19 protein-coding genes and 1 pseudogene are annotated in these 23,704 nt (G+C 64.4%); 10 read left to right on the top strand and 10 right to left on the bottom strand.

The genetic code is table 11. From position 1 onward, the window contains the following. Positions 1 to 28: 28 nt before the first annotated feature. The 6 genes from ACVILL_RS32775 to ACVILL_RS32750 all read right to left on the bottom strand — a co-directional run bounded on the left by ACVILL_RS32775 (position 29) and on the right by ACVILL_RS32750 (position 11,494). Positions 29 to 1,642 (bottom strand): DHA2 family efflux MFS transporter permease subunit, encoded by a 1,614-nt coding sequence (locus ACVILL_RS32775; protein ID WP_456732831.1) that lies wholly within the window; start codon positions 1,640 to 1,642, stop codon positions 29 to 31. Further along, positions 1,639 to 2,796 (bottom strand): HlyD family secretion protein, encoded by a 1,158-nt coding sequence (locus ACVILL_RS32770; protein WP_456732830.1) that lies wholly within the window; start codon positions 2,794 to 2,796, stop codon positions 1,639 to 1,641. The genes ACVILL_RS32775 and ACVILL_RS32770 overlap by 4 nt, the downstream gene beginning before the upstream one ends. Positions 2,797 to 2,880: 84 nt before the next feature. Continuing rightward, entirely contained in the window at positions 2,881 to 4,374 is a 1,494-nt protein-coding gene (locus ACVILL_RS32765; RefSeq protein ID WP_456734419.1) for a sensor histidine kinase, read from the bottom strand. A 16-nt stretch (positions 4,375 to 4,390) separates the two neighbouring features. Next, entirely contained in the window at positions 4,391 to 10,681 is a 6,291-nt protein-coding gene (locus tag ACVILL_RS32760; RefSeq protein ID WP_456732829.1) for a HAMP domain-containing protein, read from the bottom strand. A gap of 190 nt (positions 10,682 to 10,871) precedes the next feature. After that, the gene (locus tag ACVILL_RS32755) at positions 10,872 to 11,090 is read right to left on the bottom strand and encodes a hypothetical protein (protein ID WP_456732828.1); all 219 of its coding nucleotides are present in this window, start codon (positions 11,088 to 11,090) and stop codon (positions 10,872 to 10,874) included. Positions 11,091 to 11,227: 137 nt separating this feature from the next. Next, positions 11,228 to 11,494 carry a hypothetical protein gene (locus ACVILL_RS32750; protein WP_456732827.1) on the bottom strand — a complete coding sequence of 89 codons (267 nt, stop codon included), beginning with the start codon at positions 11,492 to 11,494 and terminating at the stop codon, positions 11,228 to 11,230. Between the two features lie 115 nt (positions 11,495 to 11,609). Here ACVILL_RS32750 and ACVILL_RS32745 point away from each other — a divergent pair, with 115 nt between their 5' ends. Both ACVILL_RS32745 and ACVILL_RS32740 read left to right on the top strand, forming a co-directional pair. Then, the gene (locus ACVILL_RS32745) at positions 11,610 to 11,810 is read left to right on the top strand and encodes a DUF3072 domain-containing protein (RefSeq protein ID WP_456732826.1); all 201 of its coding nucleotides are present in this window, start codon (positions 11,610 to 11,612) and stop codon (positions 11,808 to 11,810) included. Positions 11,811 to 11,917: 107 nt separating this feature from the next. Then, positions 11,918 to 12,172 (top strand): hypothetical protein, encoded by a 255-nt coding sequence (locus ACVILL_RS32740; RefSeq protein ID WP_456732825.1) that lies wholly within the window; start codon positions 11,918 to 11,920, stop codon positions 12,170 to 12,172. Between the two features lie 172 nt (positions 12,173 to 12,344). Here ACVILL_RS32740 and ACVILL_RS32735 read toward each other — a convergent pair whose 3' ends face one another. After that, positions 12,345 to 12,602, bottom strand: a complete 258-nt coding sequence (locus ACVILL_RS32735) for a hypothetical protein (protein ID WP_456732824.1) — start codon at positions 12,600 to 12,602, stop codon at positions 12,345 to 12,347. A gap of 112 nt (positions 12,603 to 12,714) precedes the next feature. On the opposite strand from ACVILL_RS32735, the pseudogene ACVILL_RS32730 reads away from it, so the two are divergent. Further along, positions 12,715 to 14,785 (top strand): annotated as a pseudogene (locus ACVILL_RS32730) (ATP-dependent helicase). 149 nt (positions 14,786 to 14,934) lie between these two features. Here ACVILL_RS32730 and ACVILL_RS32725 read toward each other — a convergent pair. After that, entirely contained in the window at positions 14,935 to 15,198 is a 264-nt protein-coding gene (locus ACVILL_RS32725; RefSeq protein ID WP_456732823.1) for a hypothetical protein, read from the bottom strand. Between the two features lie 138 nt (positions 15,199 to 15,336). After that, positions 15,337 to 15,588: a PilZ domain-containing protein gene (locus tag ACVILL_RS32720; protein ID WP_456732822.1), complete on the bottom strand. Its 252-nt coding sequence runs from the start codon at positions 15,586 to 15,588 to the stop codon at positions 15,337 to 15,339. 269 nt (positions 15,589 to 15,857) lie between these two features. Between ACVILL_RS32720 and ACVILL_RS32715 the strand changes: the two genes are divergently transcribed. Genes ACVILL_RS32715 through ACVILL_RS32700 form a run of 4 tightly spaced genes read left to right on the top strand, consistent with a single transcriptional unit; the run spans position 15,858 to position 18,890 of the window. Further along, entirely contained in the window at positions 15,858 to 17,264 is a 1,407-nt protein-coding gene (locus ACVILL_RS32715; protein WP_456732821.1) for an MFS transporter, read from the top strand. Positions 17,265 to 17,275: 11 nt separating this feature from the next. Continuing rightward, positions 17,276 to 17,833 carry an acyl-CoA dehydrogenase family protein gene (locus tag ACVILL_RS32710; RefSeq protein WP_456732820.1) on the top strand — a complete coding sequence of 186 codons (558 nt, stop codon included), beginning with the start codon at positions 17,276 to 17,278 and terminating at the stop codon, positions 17,831 to 17,833. Next, positions 17,808 to 18,464 carry an acyl-CoA dehydrogenase family protein gene (locus ACVILL_RS32705; RefSeq protein ID WP_456734418.1) on the top strand — a complete coding sequence of 219 codons (657 nt, stop codon included), beginning with the start codon at positions 17,808 to 17,810 and terminating at the stop codon, positions 18,462 to 18,464. The genes ACVILL_RS32710 and ACVILL_RS32705 overlap by 26 nt, the downstream gene beginning before the upstream one ends. Positions 18,465 to 18,488: 24 nt before the next feature. Next, a complete protein-coding gene (locus tag ACVILL_RS32700; protein WP_456732819.1) occupies positions 18,489 to 18,890 on the top strand; it encodes a VOC family protein in 402 nt (133 codons plus the stop codon). Positions 18,891 to 19,202: 312 nt separating this feature from the next. Here the strand turns inward: ACVILL_RS32700 and ACVILL_RS32695 are convergent, their stop codons facing one another. Continuing rightward, on the bottom strand, positions 19,203 to 19,949 hold the full coding sequence (locus ACVILL_RS32695; RefSeq protein ID WP_456732818.1) for a Spy/CpxP family protein refolding chaperone: 747 nt from the start codon (positions 19,947 to 19,949) through the stop codon (positions 19,203 to 19,205). A gap of 447 nt (positions 19,950 to 20,396) precedes the next feature. Between ACVILL_RS32695 and ACVILL_RS32690 the strand changes: the two genes are divergently transcribed. The 3 genes from ACVILL_RS32690 (at position 20,397) to ACVILL_RS32680 (ending at position 23,703) form a co-directional block, all read left to right on the top strand. Next, the gene (locus ACVILL_RS32690; protein WP_456732817.1) at positions 20,397 to 21,737 is read left to right on the top strand and encodes an ABC transporter substrate-binding protein; all 1,341 of its coding nucleotides are present in this window, start codon (positions 20,397 to 20,399) and stop codon (positions 21,735 to 21,737) included. 116 nt (positions 21,738 to 21,853) lie between these two features. Next, positions 21,854 to 22,792 carry a carbohydrate ABC transporter permease gene (locus ACVILL_RS32685; RefSeq protein WP_456732816.1) on the top strand — a complete coding sequence of 313 codons (939 nt, stop codon included), beginning with the start codon at positions 21,854 to 21,856 and terminating at the stop codon, positions 22,790 to 22,792. Continuing rightward, positions 22,792 to 23,703: a carbohydrate ABC transporter permease gene (locus ACVILL_RS32680; RefSeq protein ID WP_456732815.1), complete on the top strand. Its 912-nt coding sequence runs from the start codon at positions 22,792 to 22,794 to the stop codon at positions 23,701 to 23,703. Before ACVILL_RS32685 ends, ACVILL_RS32680 begins: the two co-directional genes overlap by 1 nt. Position 23,704: the final 1 nt, after the last annotated feature.

Here is a 23,704-nt window from a genome sequence, read left to right as displayed (position 1 = left end):
GCCGGCGGCGTTCACAATGTCGTCGGCTCTAATGTCCCTTGGACGGCGCCGTCAGATCGACCGGCTTGATGATCAGCGCGAGCGGGATCATCACCAGGCCGATGATCGAGAGCATCCAGAACACGTCGATGTAGGCAAGCAGATCGACCTGCCGCTGCAAGGTCTGGCCGACCCAGGCGATCGCCTGGGCCGCCGCGTCCGAAGCATTCGACCCCTGCGACTGGAAGTAGCGCGTCATGGTGTCGATGGTCTGCTGATACCCGAGATCGGACGGTGCGGCGTGCTCGATGAGCCGACTCTGGTGGAATTGCTGGCGTTGCGCCAGCGCCGTCTGGGCCAGCGCGACGCCCACCGAACCTCCGATATTGCGCGCGACGTTGATCAGCGCCGAGGCCTGGTTGGTCTTGTCCGGCGGCACGCCGTCATACGATGCGGTCGTGACCGGCAGAAACAGGAACGGAAGCCCGGCGGAGAGGAAGATGCGGGCGAGCGCGGCGTAGCCATAGGTGATGTCGCCGTTCAGTCCGGTCAGATGCCACATCGAGAATGCGACGATGCAGCCTCCGACCGCGATCAGGTATTTCGGCTGGACGCGGCTGACGAGATTGCCGACCACTGGCATCAGGATCAGCGTAACGATGCCGCCGGGGGACAGCGCGAGCCCCGCAAGCAGTGCGGTATAGTTCAGCTCGGTCTGCAGCAGCTGCGGCAAAATCTGCGTCGATGAGATCAGGACCGCGCCGGTGCACAGCATCACCAGAAAGCACGCTCCGAACTGGCGGCGCCCCAGCAGGCGGAGGTCAACGATCGGGTCCTTGCGCGTCAGCTCCCAGGGGATCAGGGTGATCAAGCAAACCGCCGAGGCCAGTGCGAAGCCCGTGATCATGTCGGACCCGAACCAGTCCTTGCGCTGGCCCTCGTCGAGCACGAATTCGAGCGAGCCGAGTCCGATCGCGACCAGCACGAAGCCGATATAGTCGACGCGCAGGCCGTCCTTGAGCAATTCCTTGCGCTCCTCTTCGGCTCCTGACGGCTCCTTGACCAGCGCCCCGACCAGGAACAGCGAGAGCAAGCCCATCGGCACATTGATCAGAAAAATCCAGTGCCAGCTATAGGTGTCGGTGATCCAGCCGCCGAGCGTCGGCCCGATCACGGGGGCCACCACCACCGCGACGCCGTAGATCGCAAAGGCCTGGCCACGCTTGGCCGGCGGAAAGGAGTCGGCCAGGATTGCCTGCTCGCTCGTCGCCATTCCGCCGCCGCCAAGGCCCTGGATGATCCGGAACAGGACCAGCGCCTCGAGGCTCCAGGCGAGCCCACACAGCAGCGAGGCAAATGCGAACGTGCCGACGCAGATCATGTAGAAGCGCTTGCGGCCGATCACGGTCGAGAGCCAGCCCGAGATCGACAGCACGATGGCGTTGGCGACGAGATAGCTGGTGATGACATAGGTGCTTTCGTCGAGGCCGACGGCCAACCCGCCCGCGATATGGCGCAAGGCGACGTTCGCGATCGTGGTGTCCAGCACCTCCATGAACGTCGCGATCGAGACGACGAAGGCAATCAGGTACGGATTGTGTCCACCGGCTGCCGAACGCTCCGGCGACCAGGCCGCGCCGCCGCCTGCCGCAACGTCACTCATCGCACCCTGGTCCAGGGCACGACCGACATGCCCGGCCCGACCGGCACATCCGCCGGCCAGTTGTCGACCACGATCTTCACGGGAACACGCTGCACGACCTTGACGAAATTGCCGGTCGCGTTCTCGGCCGGCAGCAGGCTGAACGCGGTGCCCGAGCCCGGCTGAACCGACGCCACGCGGCCGGTGAGCTTGCGGTCCGGGTATGCATCGATCCTGATCTCGACCGGCTGGCCCGGACGCATGTCGGTCAGCTGCGTCTCCTTGTAATTGGCGGTGATCCAGACCTCGTCGGGCACGAGCATCATGACGCTCTGCGCCGGCGCGACGAAGGTCCCGACCGCGCCGCTCAATTTGACGACCCGTCCGGACTGCGCCGCGACGATGCGGGTATATTGCAGGTTCAGCCTGGCCTGATCGAGCTGCGTCTGCGCCTGCTCCAGCGATGCCTTGCTGCTCTTGAGCTGAGCCTCGAGCGTCTTGACGCCGAGCTCGGCCGCGGTCACCGCCGTCCGCGTGCGGCTGGCATTGGCCTGCTGCGCGTCGAGGTCGGAGCGCGTCTGCTGCTGGCGCTGCACGGTGCCTGCGCCCTTCTCGACGAGGTCTTGCGCGCGGGCGGCCTCTTGCTCAGCAAATTTCAGTTGCGCTTCGGCCTGTTGTTCCTGCGCCTTGGCTTCCTTGATCTGCTCCTGCTGGCTGTCGATCTGCGCCTGGACGTTGCTGATATTCGCTTCGGCGATCGCAACCTGGGCGCTGGCCTGATCGACCGCGATCTTGTAGTCGCGCTCGTCGATCCTTGCGAGCAGATCGCCGGCATTGACGTGCTGGTTGTCGGTGACGGGGACCTCGACGACATAGCCGCCGACCTTTGCAGCCACGGCAAAGCTGCGCGCAGCCACGAAGGCGTCATCGGTCGATTCATAGTGACGAATATTGAGCCAGTAGCTCGCGCCACCGATGATCGCGAGCAGGAGCAGACAAGCGACGGCGGCCGCAAGCATCCAGTGCTCGCGCAGCCGATCGCGCATCGACGGCTTGCGGTCGGTCTCCTGCTGCGGCGAGGACGCGCGGTCAGGCCGCGATTTCTGCTTGGGGGCGCGCTCAGGCTGCCGCGGTTCTTCCACGGACGGCCCGCGCTCTCGGGTTTGGGCATCCACGGCAGCACCTCAAGCCACGAACGGGAGCGATCAGCCCTCGTTAACCGCAGGCTCCGCTGCATGGTTCCTGTTTCCTGGGATGCGCTACACCGCCCTGGAACTGACCATCGGCTTGCTTTCGGCCGGCGATGGTTCGCGGTAAGCCGCCGCATCTCCGACAAGCGCCTTGAGAGGAACCGTGAGCCGGCAGATCAGGCCCTCGGCGCGCCAATCGAAGTCGGCCCGTCCACCAAGCTGGGTCTCGATGCTGGCGATCACGCTTCTGGTACCAAAGCCCTTCTGCTTCGGCTTGGTTACCGGAGGCCCGCCGGATTCGACCCAGGCCAGGATCAGCGTGTCATCCTGCACTTCCCAGGTGATCGCGAGCCGGCCCGACAGCACCGACAGGCTGCCGTATTTCGCGGAATTGGTGACGAGTTCATGCAGCGCCAGCGCCAGCGTCTGGGCGGTCGCGGGCTGCAACTGCACCTCCGCGCCCTCGATCTGGATCTGCCCGGCCTCGGAATACGGCGCGATCTCCTCGGTCACCAGCCGGCGGATTTCGGCGCCCTGCCAGCTCGACAGCGACAGCACGGTGTGGACGCGCGCCAGCGCGGTGATGCGGCCCTCGACCGCGCGCACATAGGCGGTCACGTTCTGCGCGCGCGTCAGCCGCACGATCGATTGCGCCAGCGCAAGTGCATTCTTGGCGCGATGGTCGACCTCGCGGGTCAACAGGCTCTGCCGTTCCTCCGCCTTCTTGCGATCGGTGATGTCGACGGTGACGCCGCTCACCCGCACCACCCTGCCGTTCCTGTCGCTGGTGGCGGCGGCGGTGCCGACACACCAGCGTAGTTCACCGTCCGGCCGCACGACACGGAATTCCGCTTCATACGATGTCCGGCCATTGCCGAACCCGGTCCAGGCCTGCCGGAGTTCCTCGACATCGTCGGGGTGAAACAGCGCCTGAATATTGTCCGACGTCAGCGCGAAGGTGTTTGGGTCGACGCCAAATATCTTGTACTGCCCCTCGTCCCACATCCAGTCGCCGTTGACCCAATCCCAGTCCCACGAGCCCATCTTGCCGGCGGCGATCGCCATGCTGCGGCGCGCCTCGCTCTCGACCAGCCGCGTGGTCGACTGCTCGAGCTCGGCGGTGCGCGCGCGCACCCTGTCCTCGAGCTCGGCGTTGAGGCGTTCAAGCTGCCGGGTCTTGCGATAGAGCTCGGCGAACACGCGGATTTTTGCGCGCAATACTTCCGGCACGACCGGCACCGGGACGTAGTCGACCGCGCCCATCTCGTAGCCGCGCAGCCGGTCGATATCGCTGACCTGGATGGCCGAGATGAAGATCATCGCGGTCTTCTGGAAGCGCGGGTGCTCGCGGATCATCGCCGCGAGCTCGAAGCCGTCGAGCTCGGGCATGCAGACGTCGACCAGGATCACCGCGACTTCGTTCTTGAGCAGGAACTCGAGCGCCTCGCGGCCCGACGATGCGGCAACCAGCGTCTCCCCGAGCTCCTTCAGGATGACCTCATAGGCGAGCAGCTTCGCCGGCTGGTCATCGACCAGAAGGATGTTTACCTTTTCATGGTCCATCATGTTCGATCGCCGATCAGCGGTGCAGCCACATGCGGATCGCCAGCAGCAGTTGCTCGGTGTTCACGGGTTTCGCCAGATAGTCGGACGCGCCTGCTTCCAGGCATTTCTCACGGTCGCCTTTCATCGCCTTCGCGGTCAGCGCGATGATCGGCAGCCGCGCGAAGGCGGGATTTTGCCTGATGGCGCCGATGGTCTGGTAACCGTCCATCTGCGGCATCATGATGTCCATCAGCACGATCGCGATCTTCGGATTTGACTCGACCAGCGAGATCGCCTCGTGACCCGTTGTCGCAGTCAACACCTTCATACCTCGCCGCTCCAGCACGCTCGACAGGGCGAAGATGTTGCGGGCGTCGTCGTCGACCAGAAGCGCGGTCTTGCCAATCAGATCCTCGTCGGAACTATTGAGCTTCTCCAGCATCCTCTGTTTTTCGACGGGCAATTCCGTGATCACACGGTGCAGGAACAATGACGTTTCGTCGAGCAGACGCTCCGGCGACTCCACGCCTTTGACGACGATGCTGCGCGCCATCGTGTGCAGTTCCGCGTCCTCTTCTGCCGAGAGTTCCCGGCCCGTGAACACGACAACGGGAATATTGGAGAGCGTCTCGTCCTTGCGGATCTGATCCAGCACCTCGAATCCGCTCATGTCGGGCAACCGCAGATCGAGCACGACGCAGTCGCACGGATTCTCGCGCAGCATCGACAGCGCCCCTGCTCCGGTGCCGCTGGTGACGATCTCGATGTCCTCGTGCCCGAGCAACTCGGTGATGCTGAGCTGCTCCGCCGCATTGTCCTCCACGATCAGCAAGCGCTTGCGACGCGGTCGCGCATATTCCTTGATCTGCGACAGCGCCGCGCTGACACCCTCGGTCGTGGTCGGCTTGTTGACGAAGGAGAACGCTCCGCGTGCCAGCGCGTGCTGCCGGTCCTCGTCGAGCGTAATGATCTGGACCGGAATGTGACGGGTCAACGGATTGTGCTTGAGCTGGCTCAGCACGGTCCAGCCGAGCATGTCGGGCAGGAAGACGTCGAGCGAAACCGCGCTTGGCTGGAACTGCTTGGCGAGATCGAGCGCCTCGGCGCCGCGGCTTGCGACCAGAACCTTGAAGCCCTTGTCGCGTGCCAGATCGATCAGCACCCGCGCGTAATGCGGGTCGTCCTCGACGATCAAGAGGATGGTGTCGCCGGGCTCGAGATTGAGCCGGTCGTCCGGCAACTGCTCGATCGTGCGCTCCTGCGCGCCCGTTGCCTGCAGCGACGGCGCCGGCGTGTGCGGCATCGGTATCGGCTGCCCCTGCGGCCGCAACGCCACCGATGGTCCGGCATATTTCAGCGGCAGATAGAGCGTGAAGGTCGAGCCCTTGCCAGGCGCGCTGCGCAGATGAATCTCGCCGCCGAGCAGGCTCGCGAGCTCGCGGCTGATCGCGAGTCCAAGACCGGTGCCGCCATATTTGCGGCTGGTGCCGGCGTCGGCCTGCTGGAACGCCTCGAAGATCAGCTTCTGCTTGTCCTGGGGAATGCCGATGCCGGTATCCGACACCTCGAACGCAACGACGGCGGGGGCGGCGTTGAGGATCTGATGCTCCACGCTCCAGCCGCCGAGCGCGGCCGACACGGTCAGGCTGACGCCGCCTTCTGCGGTGAACTTGAACGCGTTCGACAGCAGGTTCTTCAGCACCTGCTGCAACCGCTTGGAGTCGGTAACCATGCTGCGCGCGAGGTTGGCGTCGACATCGATGCTGAAGGAGAGATGCCGGTTCTCGGCCTCGTGCCGGAACGGCCGTCCGACCGTCTCAAGCAGGCTCGAGGTCAGGATCTCCTCGGCATCCACCGTCACGGTGCCGGACTCGATCTTGGACAGATCGAGAATGTCGCTGATCAGGTTCAACAGGTCGGTGCCGGCACCGTGAATGGTGCGGGCGAACTCGACCTGCTTGCCGGACAGATTGCCGTCGGGATTCTCCGTGAGCTGCTGGCCGAGGATCAGGATCGAGTTGAGCGGCGTCCGCAATTCGTGCGACATGTTGGCGAGAAATTCGGACTTGTACTTCGAGGTCAGCGACAGCTCGGTCGCCTTCTCTTCCAGCGCGCGCCGCGCCTGCTCGATTTCCTGGTTCTTGCGCTCGACGTCGACGTTGCGCTCGGCGAGCTGCTGGGCCTTCTGCTCGAGCTGGTCGTTGGTCTGCTGCAATTCTTTCTGCTGGGTCTGCAATTCGCCGGCGAGCTGTTGCGACTGCTTGAGCAGCGCCTCGGTCTGCATCGTCGCCTCGATACTGTTGAGCACGATGCCGATGCTGTCGGTCAATTGTTCGAGGAAGCTGATCTGCGACGTCGTGAACGACGATATCGAGGACAGCTCGATCACCGCCTTGACCTGGTTCTCGAACTGCACCGGAAATACGACGAGATTCTTCGGCATGATCCGCATCAGCGCCGAATTGATCGGCACCGCATCACCCGGAATGTCCGAGACCAGGCGCTGGCGCTTGTCGAGTGCACATTGCCCGATCAGTCCCTCGCCGAACTGCACGATCTGCGGATGCGGATTGCTGCTGTCGCTGGCATAGGCAGACAGCAGGCGCAGCTGCGCATTCTCGGGATTGTCGACCTGGTAAATCACGCCCATATGCGCGTTGATCAGCGGCGCAAGCTCGGTCAGCAGCAGGCGGCCGACGGTCGCGAGGTCGCGCTGGCCCTGCAGCATGTTGGTGAAACGCGCCAGATTGGTCTTCAGCCAGTCCTGCTCGGTGTTGCGCTCCGTCGTGAGACGGAGGTTGCCGATCATCGTGTTGATATTGTCTTTCAGCTCCGCGACCTCGCCGCGCACGTCGACCTGGATCGAGCGCGTCAGGTCGCCCTTGGTCACGGCGGTCGCGACTTCCGCGATCGCGCGCACCTGGGAGGTCAGGTTGGCCGCCAGCAGGTTGACGTTGCCGGTGAGGTCCTTCCAGGTACCGGCGGTGCCGGGCACGTTGGCCTGACCGCCGAGCCGTCCCTCGACGCCGACCTCGCGCGCCACGCTGGTGACCTGCTCGGCGAAGGTCGCTAGCGTCTCGGTCATGTTGTTGATGGTGTCCGCGAGCGCCGCCACCTCGCCCTTCGACTTCACCGTGAGATTTTGCTTTAGGTCGCCGTTGGCGACCGCGGTCACCACCTTGACGATGCCGCGCACCTGCTCGGTCAGGTTCGCCGCCATGACGTTGACGGTGTCGGTGAGGTCCTTCCAGGTGCCGGCCACGCCGCGCACCTCGGCCTGGCCGCCGAGCTTGCCTTCGGTGCCGACCTCGCGCGCCACGCGCGTCACCTCGCCAGCGAACGCGTTGAGCTGGTCCACCATCGTGTTGATGGTGTTCTTCAGCTCGAGGATTTCGCCCTTCACGTCGACCGTGATCTTGCGCGACAGGTCGCCGCGCGCCACCGCGGTGGTGACTTCTGCGATGTTGCGGACCTGAGTCGTCAGGTTCGCGGCCAAGAGGTTGACGTTGTCGGTCAGGTCCTTCCAGGTGCCGCCGACGCCGGGCACCACGGCCTGGCCGCCCAGTCGGCCCTCGGTGCCGACCTCGCGCGCCACGCGCGTCACTTCGGCGGCGAACGAGCGCAGCTGCTCGACCATTGTGTTCAGGGTGTCCTTGAGCAGCAGGATCTCGCCGCGCACGTCCACCGTGATCTTCTTCGACAGATCGCCGCCGGCGATCGCGCTCGCCACCTCGGCGATGTTGCGGACCTGCGCGGTCAGGTTCGACGCCATGAAGTTGACGTTGTCGGTCAAATCCTTCCAGGTGCCGGCGACGCCGGGCACTTCGGCCTGGCCGCCGAGCTTGCCTTCGGTACCGACCTCGCGCGCCACGCGGGTCACCTCGCCCGCGAAGGCGTTGAGCTGGTCCACCATCGTGTTGATGGTGTTCTTCAGCTCGAGGATTTCGCCCTTCACATCGACCGTGATCTTGCGCGACAGGTCGCCGCGCGCCACGGCGGTGGTGACTTCCGCGATGTTGCGGACCTGGGCCGTCAGGTTGCCGGCCATCGAGTTGACGTTGTCGGTCAGATCCTTCCAGGTGCCGGCAACGCCGGGCACGTTGGCCTGGCCGCCCAAGCTGCCGTCGGTGCCGACCTCGCGCGCCACGCGGGTCACCTCGCCCGCGAAGCGGTTGAGCTGGTCGACCATCGTGTTCAGCGTTTCCTTCAGCTGAAGGATCTCGCCGCGCACGTCGACCGTGATCTTGCGCGACAGGTCGCCGCCGGCGATCGCGGTCGCGACTTCGGCGATGTTGCGGACCTGCGCAGTGAGATTGCCGGCCATCGAGTTGACGCTGTCGGTCAGGTCCTTCCAGGTGCCGGCGACGCCGGGCACCTCGGCCTGGCCGCCGAGCTTGCCGTCGGTGCCGACCTCGCGCGCCACGCGCGTCACTTCGCCCGCGAATGCGTTGAGCTGGTCCACCATCGTGTTCAGCGTTTCCTTCAGTTGAAGGATTTCGCCCGACACGTTCACGGTGATCTTCTTCGACAGGTCGCCCTTCGCCACCGCAGTCGCGACCTCGGCGATGTTGCGGACTTGCGCCGTCAGGTTCGAGGCCATCGAGTTGACGCTGTCGGTCAGGTCTTTCCACGTACCGGCGACGCCGCGCACCTCAGCCTGGCCGCCGAGCTTGCCTTCGGTGCCGACCTCGCGCGCAACGCGGGTCACTTCGCCGGCGAAGGCGTTGAGCTGGTCGACCATCGTGTTGATGGTGTCCTTCAGCTCCAAGATCTCGCCGCGCACGTCCACCGTGATCTTCTTCGACAGGTCGCCATTGGCGACCGCGGTGGTGACGCCGGCGATGTTGCGGACCTGGGCGGTCAGGTTCGAGGCCATGAAGTTGACGTTGTCGGTCAGGTCCTTCCAGGTGCCGGCGACGCCGAGCACGTTGGCCTGGCCGCCGAGCTTGCCTTCGGTGCCGACCTCGCGCGCCACGCGCGTCACTTCCGACGCGAAGGCGTTGAGCTGGTCGACCATCGTATTGAGCGTTTCCTTCAGCTGAAGGATCTCGCCCGACACGTTCACCGTGATCTTCTTCGACAGGTCGCCGCCGGCGATTGCGGTCGCGACGTCGGCGATGTTGCGGACCTGGGCGGTCAGGTTCGACGCCATGAAGTTGACGTTGTCGGTCAAATCCTTCCAGGTGCCGGCGACGCCGGGCACCTGGGCCTGGCCGCCGAGCTTGCCTTCGGTGCCGACCTCGCGCGCCACGCGCGTCACTTCCGAGGCAAACGAGTTGAGCTGGTCCACCATCGTGTTGATGGTGTCCTTCAGCTCGAGGATTTCGCCGCTGACGTCGACCGTGATCTTGCGCGATAGGTCGCCGCGCGCCACCGCCGTGGTCACGTTGGCGATGTTGCGGACCTGGGCGGTCAGGTTGCCGCACATCGCGTTCACCGAGTCGGTCAGGTCCTTCCAGGTGCCGGCGACGCCGGGAACGATCGCCTGGCCGCCGAGCTTGCCGTCGGTGCCGACCTCGCGGGCGACGCGCGTCACTTCCGAGGCGAATGAGCGCAGCTGGTCGACCATCGTGTTGATGGCCTCCTTGAGCTGCAGGATCTCGCCGCGGACGTCGACCGTGATCTTCTTGGACAGGTCGCCGTTGGCGACCGCGATCGTCACCTCGGCGATGTTGCGGACCTGGCCGGTCAAATTGTTGGCCATCGAGTTGACGCTCTCGGTCAGGTCCTTCCAGACGCCGGTCACTTCCGGCACCTGGGCCTGGCCGCCGAGCTTGCCCTCGGTGCCGACTTCGCGGGCGACGCGCGTGACCTCGGAGGTGAACACCGAGAGCTGCTTGATCATCGTGTTGACGATGTTCGCCGATTGCAGGAATTCGCCGCGCAGCGGCCTGCCCTCGACGTCGAGCTGCACGGTCTGCAGCAGGTCGCCCTGCGCCACCGCGGCGACGGCGCGGGTGACTTCGCGGGTCGGCCACAGCAGATCGTCGATCAGCGTGTTGACCGAGCTCTCCATGTCGGCCCAGGCGCCGCTGGCGAGGCCGAAATTGACGCGCTGGCGGGTCTGTCCCTCGCGGCCGACGACCTGTCCGACGCGCGCCAATTGCTGCGCCATGCGCTCGTTGGCGGCTGCGATTTCGTTGAAGGCGTCCGCGATCTTGCCGTCGATACCGAGATAGTCGCCACGCATGCGAACCGAGAAATCGCCGCCGCGCATCGCCTGCAAGGACTGCAGCAGATCGTGCGAGGAATCGAGGCTTCCGTTCGATGACTGGGCGCGGCGTGTATCAGCACGGGGACGAGGCGACGAACCGAGATCGGTCATGTAAATTCCCCTACGCGCTGGCCACGAATCCACGGACTCGGAAACGCCAGTGTGACCATAAGAGTGACTGCCCGTGATCTATTCAAGCGGGAAAACGCAATAACCCCGATTTGTGACGCAAACCGAGTGGCTTAATGGTGAATGGAACCAAAAGTTCCAACCAAGAATGAAAGTTTTTCGCGAAACGGTGCTAGCGTTCCGCGGGCCAGCTTCGCCGCACCAACTGGACCCGCTCGATGCGGCTGCATTGTTCGCAGCGGTACTGAAGAATATCCCTGCCCTCGCTGCCCGGAGAGCTGCTCTCGAGACGCATCGTCCTGATGCAGCTGACGCAGGAGATCAGCGTCAGCAGCGGGCTGCGATCGTCATTCATCGATGCCCGCGGTGGCGCGGTCGGATCGGCGATCATGGCGCTGGGCGATGCTATGGTATTGGCTCTCACCACAAGAAAATGCCGATCCCGCGGCTCGGGTTCCTGCCCCGAAACCCGATTTGCGCTCACGATAGTTTATCAAGTCCGTCGGGCGACCTGATCACACCTTGGCGTTACCGCGGCCCCGCACTGTGGCTCGGCTTGGGCCTGGCCTTGTCCGACTTGACGGGGGTCGACTTGCCGGCCGCGACCGGGCGATCTCCGTAGCTTCGGCTCAGCCGCTCCCGGACCGTCGGCAGACGTTCGCCGCCGCCGGCGGCTTTCCAGCGGCCGATCAGTTCGGCCACTTCGGCGCGCATCGCCATCAGCCGGTACGACGCTTCGCTGCAATCGAGATCGCGGTTGACCTGGTCGCGGATCGACGCCTCGATCAGGCTCATCTCGGCCCGCAAGATGCTGATCTTCCGACGAATTTCATTAATTTTATTGTCCATGGCTTGTTAGAACAAAAATAGAACATATTGTCAAGTCACGATCCAGCAAGCGAGGTGAGCGATGAGCATGGCAGCGGTGAGATTTGGCGGGGTTGCGGAGCGCCTTGGCGGGCTGATGACCCGTGCCCAGGCGCTGCGCTTGAGGAACCTTGCCGAGGAGGCCTACCAACCGAACCAGTACGCGCGTGACCTGACGTCCGAGGAAGCCGAACGGCGCATCGATGCCCTGAAGGCGGAGATCGCGCTCGCGGACTCTTTCTGAGGCGCCCACTCCAGCCGGACACCCCCTTAAGGCTTTGATATAGCGGCGCAGCTAGTGCTGTTCCTGCTATTGCTGGTTGTCGCTGCTTTGCCTTGGGGGAGCCTTACGTGCCGGAGCTGGAGATGCGGTCGCCGCTTGCGTTCCCGATCACGCTGAAGGACGGCCGAACGCTCGCGACCGTTGGTGACGCCGCCGACTACCTGTCCACGTTGAATATTGATCAGCGCGAGCGCGGCTACTGGAAGACGGCGATCATGATGTTCAACAATGCCATGCGCGAACCGAGCTATCTGAGGATCGCAACCATGAACATCCGGTCCGCGCTTGTGTATGACCGCCTCGTCGACGACGCCCGCCCCTGATTGTGGTGCCGCAGCTACAGCCGAATCGACGGTCGTTTCGTAAGGCCTGCTCGTTATGGCCGCAAACAAGGTAACGGCGGTACACGCGACGGCCGGACGCGCAACGCGCTTCGGCCGGACTCTCGGGCCGCCTCGGAGGGCCAAGGCGGCCCATTTCTTTTTCAGATCCTTTTCAGAGCAATCTTGCGCGGACGAACAGCGTCCGCAGCGCGTTGGTTGCCTGCACCGTCAGCATGCCGTTCCCGGCCGCTCGTTCCAGCGCAAGCACGGCATCGTCGTGCAGTGAGCGGAACTCCATCCATTCGACGGCGCTGAGATTGCTGATGAAGCTATAAGCCTGACCGACGGTCGCGAGCGTCACCGTCTCGCCGTTCAGCCGCACCTTGAATGTCGCCTTCAGCGGCGTGTCGGATTTGGATACGTCTCCCATGGCGCGGTTGTGCGCCGCGCGGCGTTAATGTCAATCTAATTTCTCGGCTCGCGCCCCGGCGCGTCGGCTCCACTGAATCGCAATGTCTGTTAGCGTTTGGTGGGGGTGATTCGTGCCTGATCTTGCCAACACGGCCTATCTCGATGCGCTCAATTCCGAGCAGCGCCGCGCCGTCGAGCACGGGGTCGGCAAGGATTGCATCGTGGGCGCGCCGCTGCTGGTGATCGCGGGCGCGGGATCCGGCAAGACCAACACGCTTGCGCATCGCGTCGCGCACCTGATCGTCGCCGGCGCCGATCCGCGCCGCATCCTGTTGATGACCTTTTCGCGGCGTGCCGCCGCCGAGATGGCCGGCCGCGTCGAGCGCATCGCACGGCGCGTGCTCGGCGATCGCGCCTCGATCATGACCGACGCACTGAACTGGGCCGGCACGTTCCACGGCATCGGCGCGCGGCTGTTGCGCGAATTCGCGGAGCGCATCGCCCTCGAGCCGGCGTTCACGATCCATGACCGTGAGGACTCCGCCGACCTGATGAACCTGGTCCGCCACGACCTCGGTTTCTCCCGCACCGAAAGCCGGTTCCCGACCAAGGGGACCTGCCTTGCGATCTATTCCCGCTGCGTGAACGCGGAGATGCCGATCGAGGCCGTGCTCGGCCAGTTCTTCCCCTGGTGCTCCGGCTGGGCCGGCGAGCTGAAGCAGTTGTTCGCGGAATATGTCGAAGCCAAGCAGCGGCAGAACGTGCTCGACTACGACGACCTCCTGCTCTACTGGGCGCAGATGGTGACGGACACGGCGCTCGCCGAGGAGATCGGCGGCCGCTTCGACCATGTCATGGTCGACGAATATCAGGACACCAACCGCCTGCAGTCCTCGATCCTGCTCGCGCTCAAGCCGATGGGGCGCGGGCTCACCGTGGTCGGCGACGATGCGCAGTCGATCTATTCGTTCCGCGCCGCCACCGTGCGCAACATCCTCGACTTCCCGTCCCAGTTCAGCCCGGCGGCCGAGATCGTCACGCTCGACCGCAACTATCGCTCGACGCAGCCGATCCTGTCGGCGGCCAATGGCGTGATCTCGCTCGCCAAGGAACGCTTCACCAAGAACCTGTGGACCGACCGGACCTCGACCCGCAAGCCGTTGCTCGTCACCATCCGAGATGAGGCCGATCAGGCGCGCTACATCGTCGAGCAGGTGCTGGCCAACCGCGAGGAAGGCACGTTGCTGAAACACCAAGCGGTGCTGTTCCGCACCTCCTCGCACAGCGGTCCCCTGGAAGTAGAACTGACCCGCCGCAACATCCCCTTCGTGAAATTCGGCGGCCTCAAATTCCTCGACGCCGCGCACGTCAAGGATTTGCTGGCGCTGCTGCGCTTCACCGCCAATCCGCGCGATCGGGTTGCCGGCTTTCGTATCCTGCATCTGTTGCCCGGCGTCGGGCCGGCCTCGGCACAGCGCGTGCTCGACCGCATGGCCGAGGCCGCCGACCCGATCGCCGCGCTCGTCGCGCTGCCCGCCCCACCCCGCGCCGGCGCCGACTGGCGGCTGTTCGTCGAGACCATCGAGAACCTCCGCTACTCGGAATGGCCGGTCGACATCGAGCGCGCGCGGCTCTGGTACGAGCCGCATCTCGATCGCATTCACGAGGACAGCGAGGTCCGCCGCGCCGACCTCATTCAGCTCGAGCAGATTGCCGCCGGCTACCCGTCACGCGAGCGCTTTCTCACCGAACTCACGCTCGATCCGCCCGACGCCACCAGCGACCAGGCCGGCGTCCCCCTGCTCGACGAGGATTACCTGATCCTGTCGACGATCCACTCCGCCAAGGGGCAGGAGTGGAAATCCGTCTACGTGCTCAACGTCGTCGACGGCTGCATGCCCTCCGATCTCGGCGCCGGCACGTCGGCGGAACTCGAGGAGGAGCGCCGCCTGCTCTATGTCGCCATGACGCGCGCCAAGGACGATCTGCACCTCATGGTGCCGCAGCGTTTTTTCGTCCATGGCCAGGTCGCCAAGGGCGACCGCCACATGTACGCCTCGCGCACCCGTTTCATCCCGGAACGGCTGCTGCCGATGTTCGAGCGAACCGCATGGCCGTCCGCCTCCGCCGCGCAGGGCCTCGACCGCCAGCCGCGCACCGCCGATCGATATCGGCGCCCGGATGCGCGGCATGTGGCGCTGACGCCCGGCTCCCCAAAAAGAAAAATTCCAACGGCCAGGAACAAGGCTGCCGACCCCGCGTTGGCGAGATGTTCGTAATCGGCAAACGACCATCCCAGACGGCTTCGGCGCAGTATTGCGCTGGAGCCGTCTTTTTTTGCGCCACGTCAATCACGCAGGAAACAATGTCACGGGCTGGTCGAAGCCCTTCAGCGCGTGGTCGGAACCGGCTGCCGTGATCATGTCGCGGTTTCGATCGCGCACGGCTGATGTGACCAGGATCTCGCCGGACTTCGCGATCGCCTGGGCGCGCGCGTTCATGATCTTCGAGAAGGCCATTTTGCAGATCGTGCAGGTGTTCGGGTTCATGCGGCTCGGCCGGACTCCGAACAGGCGGAACGGCGCCGACAGGCGGCCGCGCAACGGGATCGGCATATGCACAGGCTTGCCAGCAGCCGAGGCAGATCGTTGCAGGTTCCGGAGTCGTCGGCCCGATCGTCCGCTGTTCCAGCGACGAAACTGATCCACCCTCTCACGCAGGTTCACGGGCGTCCCCAACCGAGATTGCCGCGCTCAGGCGGTCGTCACGAAACTCAGTCCAATCCGCGTCTTCTTGCTCCAGATCACCTGGCATTCGTAGACAACCGAGGGGTCGTTGGCCATCACCAGACGGAAGCTGTGCGGGACGAAGGCGGGATTCTCGACCTCGATGGCGGCCCCGTCCGGGGATATGTTCACGATCGTGCAACGCATGACCGAACCGCCCGACGAAACATAGCCGGGTTCATTGACCTCCGTTCGCGGATGCCTGCGCTTTTCCTCCATCCGGCCTGCCCTTCAGCGTTTCCCCCGGGGCGAACGTGGGCGATCGGCGTTGCAGAAGTCAACGGCTCCCGCACCTCACTGCGGGCTTTCGCACCATGATTTGTGCGCAGCAGTAAGCCGAATTGCTTATCGCGTCCCTGCAGATGAGCCCCGCGTCGACGCGGGCTTGCCGTTCGCGACGGCGCGAGGATAGCCTCATCCCATGAGCGATGCGCTGGCGCAACGCACGCTCCCGAAAACAACGAACAGGCGCCATGGGGAGACGCGCCATGTTCGAGATTCTCGATCGCCGGACGACTCTGACCGGCAACCAGATCAAGATCCTTGCGGCGGCCATCATCGGCGATGCGCTGGAATTCTTCGACTACTTCCTGATCGGCTTTGTGCTCGCGTTTCTGATCGGGCCCTGGAAACTCACCTTTGGCCAGTCGGCCACGGTGCTGATGAGCTCCGGCATCGGCGCCATCCTGGGCGCCTATCTCTGGGGCTGGCTCGCCGACCGTATCGGGCGCCGCATCGTCTTCATCGGCACGGTGCTGAACTTCTCGATCGCGACCGGCCTGCTCTATTTCACGCCCGACAATGGCTGGGTTTACCTCGCGATCCTGCGCTTCTTCGTCGGCACCGGCGTCGGCGGACTCTATTGTGTCGACCTGCCGCTGGTGCAGGAGTTCATGCCCTCGCACAAGCGCGGCTGGATCGGCGGGCTCGTTACCTGCGTGATCCCGCTCGGCGTCGGCCTTGGCGCGGTGCTTGGGGCCGTCATGGGCACCGATCAGTGGCGGCTCCTGTTTGCGATCGGCGTGCTGCCGTCGGTGCTGGTGCTGCTGGTCCGGCTCTGGGTTCCGGAATCGCCGCGCTGGCTATGCCGGCAGGGCCGCTATGACGAAGCCCGCAAGTCGCTCGCCTGGGCCCTGCAGGTGCCGCCGTCCGAACTGCCGTTGCCGAGCGCGGCCGACGCAGGTCCGGTCGTCACGACCAGCTGGTTCGACCTGTTCAAATATCCGCGCAGCCTGATCGTCTCCTGGCTCGGCAATGCCGGCGCCCAGACCGGCGTCTACGGCATCACGCTCTGGGCACCCGCACTGTTCGTGCTGCTCCTGAAGGTCACGCCGCAACAGGCCGCCAAGATGATGATCCTGCTCAGCATCACCGGTTTCATCGGCCGCGTGTCCTTCTCTTATTTTTCCGAGCTGATGGGACGGCGCGTTGCCGGCGGCCTGCTCGGCTTCGGCGCCGGCGCGCTGACGATCATTGCCGGCTATCACTACGATACGACGCTGTTCGGCATGTCGGCGTTCTGGCTGCTGCTCGCCGCCGCCTTCTTCTTCGCCGACGGCGGCTTTGCGATCGTCGGGCCCTATGCCGCGGAGGTCTGGCCATCACATCTGCGCACCACCGGCATGGGCTCGGCCTACGGCTTCGGCGGCATCGGCAAGATCCTCGGGCCGGTCGGCCTTGCCGTGATCGTCGGCTCGAACAACTACCTCAAGCCGGACGTGCCGCTGACCCAGATCCCGACCGCCTTCGTCTATCTCGGCTGCTGGTTCCTGATGGCGGGCGCGGTCTATCTTTTCTTCGGGCTTGAGACCCGGGGCAAGTCGATCGAGCAGATCGACAAGGAGCTCAACGCGACGGCTGACGTCGCGGCCTCGGCCAAGATCCGGCGCGCCTGAGGGAGGCGGACATGAACGTGACTTCAGCCGATCTTGCCGGCGATCCCAACGTGATCGCCCGCGCCGAGGCAATCCGGGACGCGGTTGCGGCCGCCTCCGACGACATCGAAACGACGCGCCGGCTGCCGTCCGATTTGCTCGACCGGCTGCACGAGGCGCGGCTGTTCCGCCTGCTGCTGCCGCGCTCGGCCGATGGGATCGAGACCGATCCCGTCACCTTCTTCCACGCCATCGAGACCATCGCCAAGGCCGATGCCTCGACGGCGTGGTGCCTGAGCCAGGCCGGCGGCTGCGCGATGTCGGCCGCCTATCTCGACCTGCCGGTCGCGCAGGAGGTGTTTGCCGACCCGCGCGCTGTGCTCGCCTGGGGGCCCGGCCCCAAGGTCAAGGCGATCGAATGCGAGGGCGGCTACCGCGTCACCGGGATCTGGTCGTTTGCCTCAGGCGGACGGCAACGCCACCTGGCTCGGCGCGCACTGCCCGATCTATGCCGCGGACGGCTCGCCGCGCCGCGACGCCAATGGCGAGCAGCTCGAACGCACCATGCTGGTGCGCACCGAGGACGTTGAATGGACCGACATCTGGAACACGGTCGGGCTGCGCGGCACCGCCAGCGACCAGTTCGCGCTGAAGGACGTCTTCGTCCGATCGGACCATTCGATCACCCGCGAGTTCGACCGCGAGTGTCGCGAGGACGGGCCGCTGTACCGGATGAGCAACCACACCTGCTATCAGATCGGCTTTGCCGGGGTCGCCTGCGGCATTGCCCGCAGCGCGCTCGACAATTTCGTCGACGTCGCCCGCAACAAGGTGCCGCGCGGCATGAAGAAGACGCTTCGCGACAATGCGGTGGTACAGTCCGGCCTCGCCCAGGCGGACGTCAATCTGCGCGCCGCCCGCGCCTTCCTGCTGCAGTCGATGGCCGACATCTGGAAGGATCTGGTTGCGGGCCACAGGATCACGGTCGCGCAGCGCATGACGATCCGGATGGCGGCAACCCACGCTATCCACAAGGCGCGGGAGGCTGTGGATTTCGCGTATAACACGGCCGGCGCCACCGCGATCTTCGACGGCCATCCGCTGGAGCGGCGCTTCCGCGACATCCACACCGTGACCCAGCAATTGCAGGGGCGCTTCAGCCATTTCGAAACCGTCGGCGCCTGGATGCTGGGCGCCGATGCCGACCTCAGCTTCGTCTAATCTGAATTCTCAAGGAGAAGAACCATGCCATTGGGCGGACTACAGCATTACACCATCGAACCGCAGGATCTCGAGCGCACCAAGGAGTTCTATTGCGAGGTGCTCGGGCTCGAGAACGGCGACCGGCCGCCGCTCGATTTCCCCGGCTACTGGCTCTATTCCGGCGGCCAGGCCACTGTCCATTTAATGGGCACCCGCAAGCCGCGCGACGGCATCGTCGTGCGCGGCACCGCGAAGAAATACGACGACACTGGCCGCCTCGACCACATCGCCTTTGCCGCTACCGACGTCGATGCCGTGCGCAAGCGCCTGCAGGCCAAGAACGTCACCTTCCGCGAGCAGATCGTGCCGCGCACCGGCGACACCCAGATATTCCTCTACGATCCCGACGGGGTCGGCGTGGAGCTGAACTTCACGAAGAGCTGAGCGCGGCATCCTTCGGATCGCGGTGCCCCCTGTGGATGGTTCCCGACAAGGCCCAGACTCGGCCATTAGTCGGGCGTGATCCGGTCCGTTTTTCTTCAACATTGAATGACGAATTAGCCGGGCCGCGCCGCTGCGGCAGAATAGCCGGGTGCTGCGCCTTTAACCTACCCCAGGGCCTGGTGGCCCGGCTATTCGTCCCCACTTCGCCTGCGACGGAGCGTTTTCAAGCGAAGTGGGTGCCGGTTCACGTGAAGAAACGCGTCAGATCCGGAATCCAGAGCCCCGTTCCGATTTCACCAGAGCGGAATGGCTCTAATCGAGCCCGCGTTCATGGCTGAGGCGGACCATTTCGTTGATGAAGGTTTGTTTCTGCTTGTCGTCGAGGCTCGCGAAGAGCGGCTCGGCGGCATCGGCGACGCCGCGCTGATCGACCGCGCGGTCATTGAGGAACTGGGCCTCGTTACGCATCTGCTCGATGATGTCGTCAGGCGGATCGCGCTGCGCGCGCGCAATGCGCAGGTTGAGACGGTCGGCGCCGTTATGGCCGAGATAGTGCATCGCACTGTTGAAGCCGGCCCAGTTCTTCTCCTGCTCCGGCGTCAGGTTGAGCTCCTTCTTGATTCGCTCGATGTTGGCGTCGCTGTTGGCGACAATCTGTTCCGCGGTGAGCTCCGGTGCACCAGCCTGGGTCAGCACCGTCGGCGCCTGCTTCGCCGCCTTGTCCTTGGCGGCCTTGGCCGACTTGCTGGCCTTGGCGCCCTTTTCGCCGGGGGCCTGTGCGTTCTTGCCGTTGCCGGCATTGGGGCTGGCACTATTGGCATTGTTGCCGGTGAACACCCCGGTCACGCCGGTCACCACCCCGACAACGCCACCGATCGCTCCGCCCAGCACGCCGCCAACCGGTCCGGCCGCCTTGTTGCCTTCGCGCGCGCCGTTTTGAACGCCCTGCACAATCTGCGCATCGACCATATGAGGCACAGCCAGCAGCGTGATGGTGGCGGCCCCAACCGCGACGCACAATCTCCAGCGTGCTCGCAGCTTCGCTACCGGGTTGAGCATGATCGGGTCTCCGTGATCGATGGTGGATTGCAGATTTGATGCGGGGGGTAGGTCCGAGAATCCCGACTCTATCGTTTCCGGCTTCGGCAAGTCTATCGGCCGCGCGGGGCATCAACATGACGGAACACGGCCCGCCGGCTCGACCGGAAACCTGCGGCTCAACCGCGCACCGGCTGTGAACGCGTCGGCGTCAGACGTTGCGTGCGTCGCAGCATGATCGTGCGAAGCACAGCAAACCGTCTGCAACTGCAATGACGCCGACGACACTGCCTGCAATTTGACCACAACGTTAGTACTACGTGGGACAGCCATCTCGTTTCTCGACAGCAGCCGGCAATTCTGTTCTGATCGGCGCCAACGAGATCCCGCGACGTCGCGCGAACGCGGCGCACAAAACAACAACGGGATGCAAAGTCTTAGTCCGTCGGCTGCCAGGGAGGGATCGCCATGTCACGGAAGAAGCTTTCACGCCGAGAATTCGTTGCAGCGACAGCGCTGTCATCGGCCGCGCTGATTACAGCCCCCTACGTACGTGGCGCATACGCAGCCGGAAAGCTCTCGATGGGCTTCTGGGATCACTGGGTTCCGGGCGCAAACAGTGCGTCGACCGAGCTGGTCAACGAGTGGGCCGCCAAGGAGAAGGTCGAGGTCCAGATCGACTACATCACCAGCCAGGGCAACAAGAACATCGTCACCATCGCCGCCGAAGCGCAGGCGAAATCCGGTCACGATATCTTCCAGATGCCGACCTGGTGGCCGCAGGCCAATGCCGAACTGCTCGAGCCGGTCAACGACATCATGGACCCGCTCATCAAGCTGAATGGCGAGGTCAACGGCACGGTGAAATATCTTGGCCAGACCGACGGCAAATGGCTCGGCGTTCCCGCCAGCGTCGGCAGCCAGATCAAGGGTCCCTGCTCCCGCATCGACCTGATGAAGAAGTATGCCGGCATCGACGTGCAGGAGATGTATCCGGCCGGCAGCCCGCCGAAGGCTGACAACTGGACCCTCGATACGTTCCTCAAGGCGGCTGAAGCCTGCCACAAGGCCGGCTTCCCGTTCGGCATCGGTCTCGGCGAAACCAGCGACAATGTCGACACCGCCGGCGCCATCTTCCAGTCGTTCGGCGCGCAGCTGGTGGACGCCAAGGGCAACCTCACCGTCAAGACCGACGCGGTGCGCCAGTCGCTCGAGTTCTACAAGAAGCTGCTCGCCTTCCTGCCGCCCGATGTTTCAGCCTGGGATGACGCCTCCAACAACAAGTGGCTGGTCGCGGGCAAGGGCGCGATGATCATGAACCCGCCAAGTGCATGGGCGGTCGCCAAGCGCGACGCCCCGCAGGTCGCGGAGCAATGCTGGACGCACGGGTTCCCGGCCGGACCGAAGGGACGCTTCGCGCCCTATCTGCCGTTCTTCTGGTCGATCTGGTCGTTCTCGAAGAACAAGGAAGCGGCGAAGAGCCTGCTGTCCCATTTGTCGCAACCCGCATCGATCGAGAAGATGGTGGTCGCGAGCGGCGGCTATGACCTGCCGGCCTACGAAAAGCTCACGACATTGAAGGTCTGGGAGGAGATCGGGCCGCCGAAGGGCACGCTCTATCACTACCCGAATCCCTTCAAGCACCAGACACTGTCGATTGCGGCCTCACCTGCGCCGCCCAAGGTCGCGCAGCAGATCTACTTCCAGGCCACGCTGACCAAGATGTGCCTGCGATACTACCAGGGTGAAAGCATGGAAAAGACGCTCGCCTGGGCCGAGGGCGAGTGTGAAGGCTTCATGCGAAGCTGACGACAAGCGGGCTCTCGCGCTGGCCATCCACGGCGGTGGCCGCGCGAGGTTTCGTCTTCGTATCCGGCCGCCGAACCGGCGAGCCGTGCAACCAACCCGCGCGAGGGACCTGCGTTATGGTTGATGTCGCATTCCAATCCAACCGCGCAGCTGCGGCCCAGACGGGGCGAAGGCGCGTCGGCCTGCGCAACGCGCTGCGGCGCAAGTCGATGTCGGCGTTCCTGATGACGCTGCCGCTGATCCTCCTCATCGCCGTGCTGGTGATCTATCCGGCGATCTATTCCCTGCACCTCGCGACGCTGAACAAGGCGATGACGAAGTTCGTCGGCTTCGGCAATTTCGAGTTCCTGTTCAAGCGCGAGACCTTCTGGCTCGTGGTCAAGCAGTCCTGCATTTTCGCGATCTCGGCCGTGGTCTTCAAAGCGCTGATCGGCTTCATCGTCGCGCATTTCGTCCACAACGTACCTGCCAACAAGCAGCGCAAGTGGCGGGGCATGCTGCTGGTGCCATGGGTGATCCCGCCGGCCATGAGCACGCTGGCCTGGCTGTGGCTGTTTGACCCGTCCTACAGCGCCTTCAACTACACGCTGTCCTTCTTCGGCATCGGGCCGATCCCGTGGACCGGCGATGCGATGTGGGCGCGCTTCTCGGTGATCCTGGTCAACGTCTGGTACGGCGCGCCGTTCTTCATGATCATGTATCTGGCGGCGCTGAAATCGGTGCCCGAGCAGCTCTATGAGGCGGCCGCGATCGACGGCGCCAATTGGTGGCAGCGCATCTGGTACGTGACCTTGCCGATGATGCGCAACATCATCGCGATCACCACGCTGTTCTCGCTGATCGTCACCTTCGCCAATTTCGACATCGTGCGCATCCTGACCGCGGGCGGGCCGCTCGACCACACCCACATCTTCGCGACATGGGCATTCCGCGTCGGCATCGAGGGCAGCGACATTCCGCTCGGCGCCAGCGTCTCGCTGTTCATGGTGCCGATCCTCGCGGTCGCCGCGATCTTCATCCTGCGCGACATCACCAAACGCGGGAACGAAGCCTGATGAGCACGATGACGATCGACAAGTCCGGACCGAGCCGTAAGGTCAAGTACGGCAGCATGAGCCGCGATCGGACCTGGGCGCTGCGCTGGTCCTATTTCTTCCTGATCCTGTTTGCGATCTTCTCGCTGACGCCGCCGCTCTACATGCTGATCACCTCGCTGAAGAGCAGCGCGGAGATCTCGGCAGCGACCAATCCGTGGTGGGTATACCACCCGACACTCGAGAACTACATCCAGCTTCTGACCTCGAACCAGTTCCTGCGCTTCTTCTGGAATTCGGCCTGGGTCTCGATCATCGTGGTCACCATCACGATGCTGATCAGCGTGCCAGCGGCGTTTGCGCTGGCGCGGATGAAGTTCTGGGGTTCGGCGACGCTCGCGACCGGGGTATTCCTCACCTATCTCATCCCGGATTCACTGCTGTTCATTCCGCTGTTCAAGATGTTCGCCGTGTTCGGCGACTGGACCGGCGTCCAGCTGGTCAATCGCTGGTATGTGCTGCTGTTCATCTATCCGACGCTGACGGTGCCGTTCTGCACCTGGATCATGATCGGCTATTTCGCCTCGATCCCGAAGGAGCTCGACGAGGCCGCGATCATCGACGGCGCGAGCTGGTTCCAGACGCTGACGCGCATTTTCATCCCGGTCGCCCTGCCCGGCCTGATCGCGGCGACGATCTTCGCCTTCACCGTCTCCTGGGCCCAGTTCCTCTATCCGCTGGTGTTCACCACATCGACCGACCAGCTCGTGCTGCCGGTCGGCATCATCACGACCCTGATCAAGGGCGACGTTTTCAACTGGGGACAGATCATGACCGGCGCCCTGCTCGGCGCCGCGCCGCCACTGATCATCTACGCCTTCCTGATGGACTACTACATTGCCGGCCTGACCGCCGGTGCGACAAAGGGTTGAA

Source organism: Bradyrhizobium sp. USDA 3364 (assembly GCF_054056355.1).
Note: the sequence above shows the minus strand (reverse complement) of the source record. Positions and strands in the feature narration are given on the sequence as shown.

Bases quoted from the DNA above. Each gene is read 5' to 3' on its own strand.
- ACVILL_RS32735 (WP_456732824.1), bottom strand. From the start codon at position 12,602: ATGGGAGACGTATCCAAATCCGACACGCCGCTGAAGGCGACATTCAAG.
- ACVILL_RS32750 (WP_456732827.1), bottom strand. From the start codon at position 11,494: ATGAGCCTGATCGAGGCGTCGATCCGCGACCAGGTCAACCGCGATCTC.
- ACVILL_RS32680 (WP_456732815.1), top strand. From the start codon at position 22,792: ATGAGCACGATGACGATCGACAAGTCCGGACCGAGCCGTAAGGTCAAG.
- ACVILL_RS32695 (WP_456732818.1), bottom strand. From the start codon at position 19,949: ATGCTCAACCCGGTAGCGAAGCTGCGAGCACGCTGGAGATTGTGCGTC.
- ACVILL_RS32775 (WP_456732831.1), bottom strand. From the start codon at position 1,642: ATGAGTGACGTTGCGGCAGGCGGCGGCGCGGCCTGGTCGCCGGAGCGT.
- ACVILL_RS32700 (WP_456732819.1), top strand. From the start codon at position 18,489: ATGCCATTGGGCGGACTACAGCATTACACCATCGAACCGCAGGATCTC.
- ACVILL_RS32685 (WP_456732816.1), top strand. From the start codon at position 21,854: ATGGTTGATGTCGCATTCCAATCCAACCGCGCAGCTGCGGCCCAGACG.
- ACVILL_RS32710 (WP_456732820.1), top strand. From the start codon at position 17,276: ATGAACGTGACTTCAGCCGATCTTGCCGGCGATCCCAACGTGATCGCC.
- ACVILL_RS32705 (WP_456734418.1), top strand. From the start codon at position 17,808: ATGCTGGTGCGCACCGAGGACGTTGAATGGACCGACATCTGGAACACG.
- ACVILL_RS32760 (WP_456732829.1), bottom strand. From the start codon at position 10,681: ATGACCGATCTCGGTTCGTCGCCTCGTCCCCGTGCTGATACACGCCGC.
- ACVILL_RS32725 (WP_456732823.1), bottom strand. From the start codon at position 15,198: ATGCCGATCCCGTTGCGCGGCCGCCTGTCGGCGCCGTTCCGCCTGTTC.
- ACVILL_RS32765 (WP_456734419.1), bottom strand. From the start codon at position 4,374: ATGGACCATGAAAAGGTAAACATCCTTCTGGTCGATGACCAGCCGGCG.
- ACVILL_RS32690 (WP_456732817.1), top strand. From the start codon at position 20,397: ATGTCACGGAAGAAGCTTTCACGCCGAGAATTCGTTGCAGCGACAGCG.
- ACVILL_RS32715 (WP_456732821.1), top strand. From the start codon at position 15,858: ATGTTCGAGATTCTCGATCGCCGGACGACTCTGACCGGCAACCAGATC.
- ACVILL_RS32755 (WP_456732828.1), bottom strand. From the start codon at position 11,090: ATGATCGCCGATCCGACCGCGCCACCGCGGGCATCGATGAATGACGAT.
- ACVILL_RS32745 (WP_456732826.1), top strand. From the start codon at position 11,610: ATGAGCATGGCAGCGGTGAGATTTGGCGGGGTTGCGGAGCGCCTTGGC.
- ACVILL_RS32720 (WP_456732822.1), bottom strand. From the start codon at position 15,588: ATGGAGGAAAAGCGCAGGCATCCGCGAACGGAGGTCAATGAACCCGGC.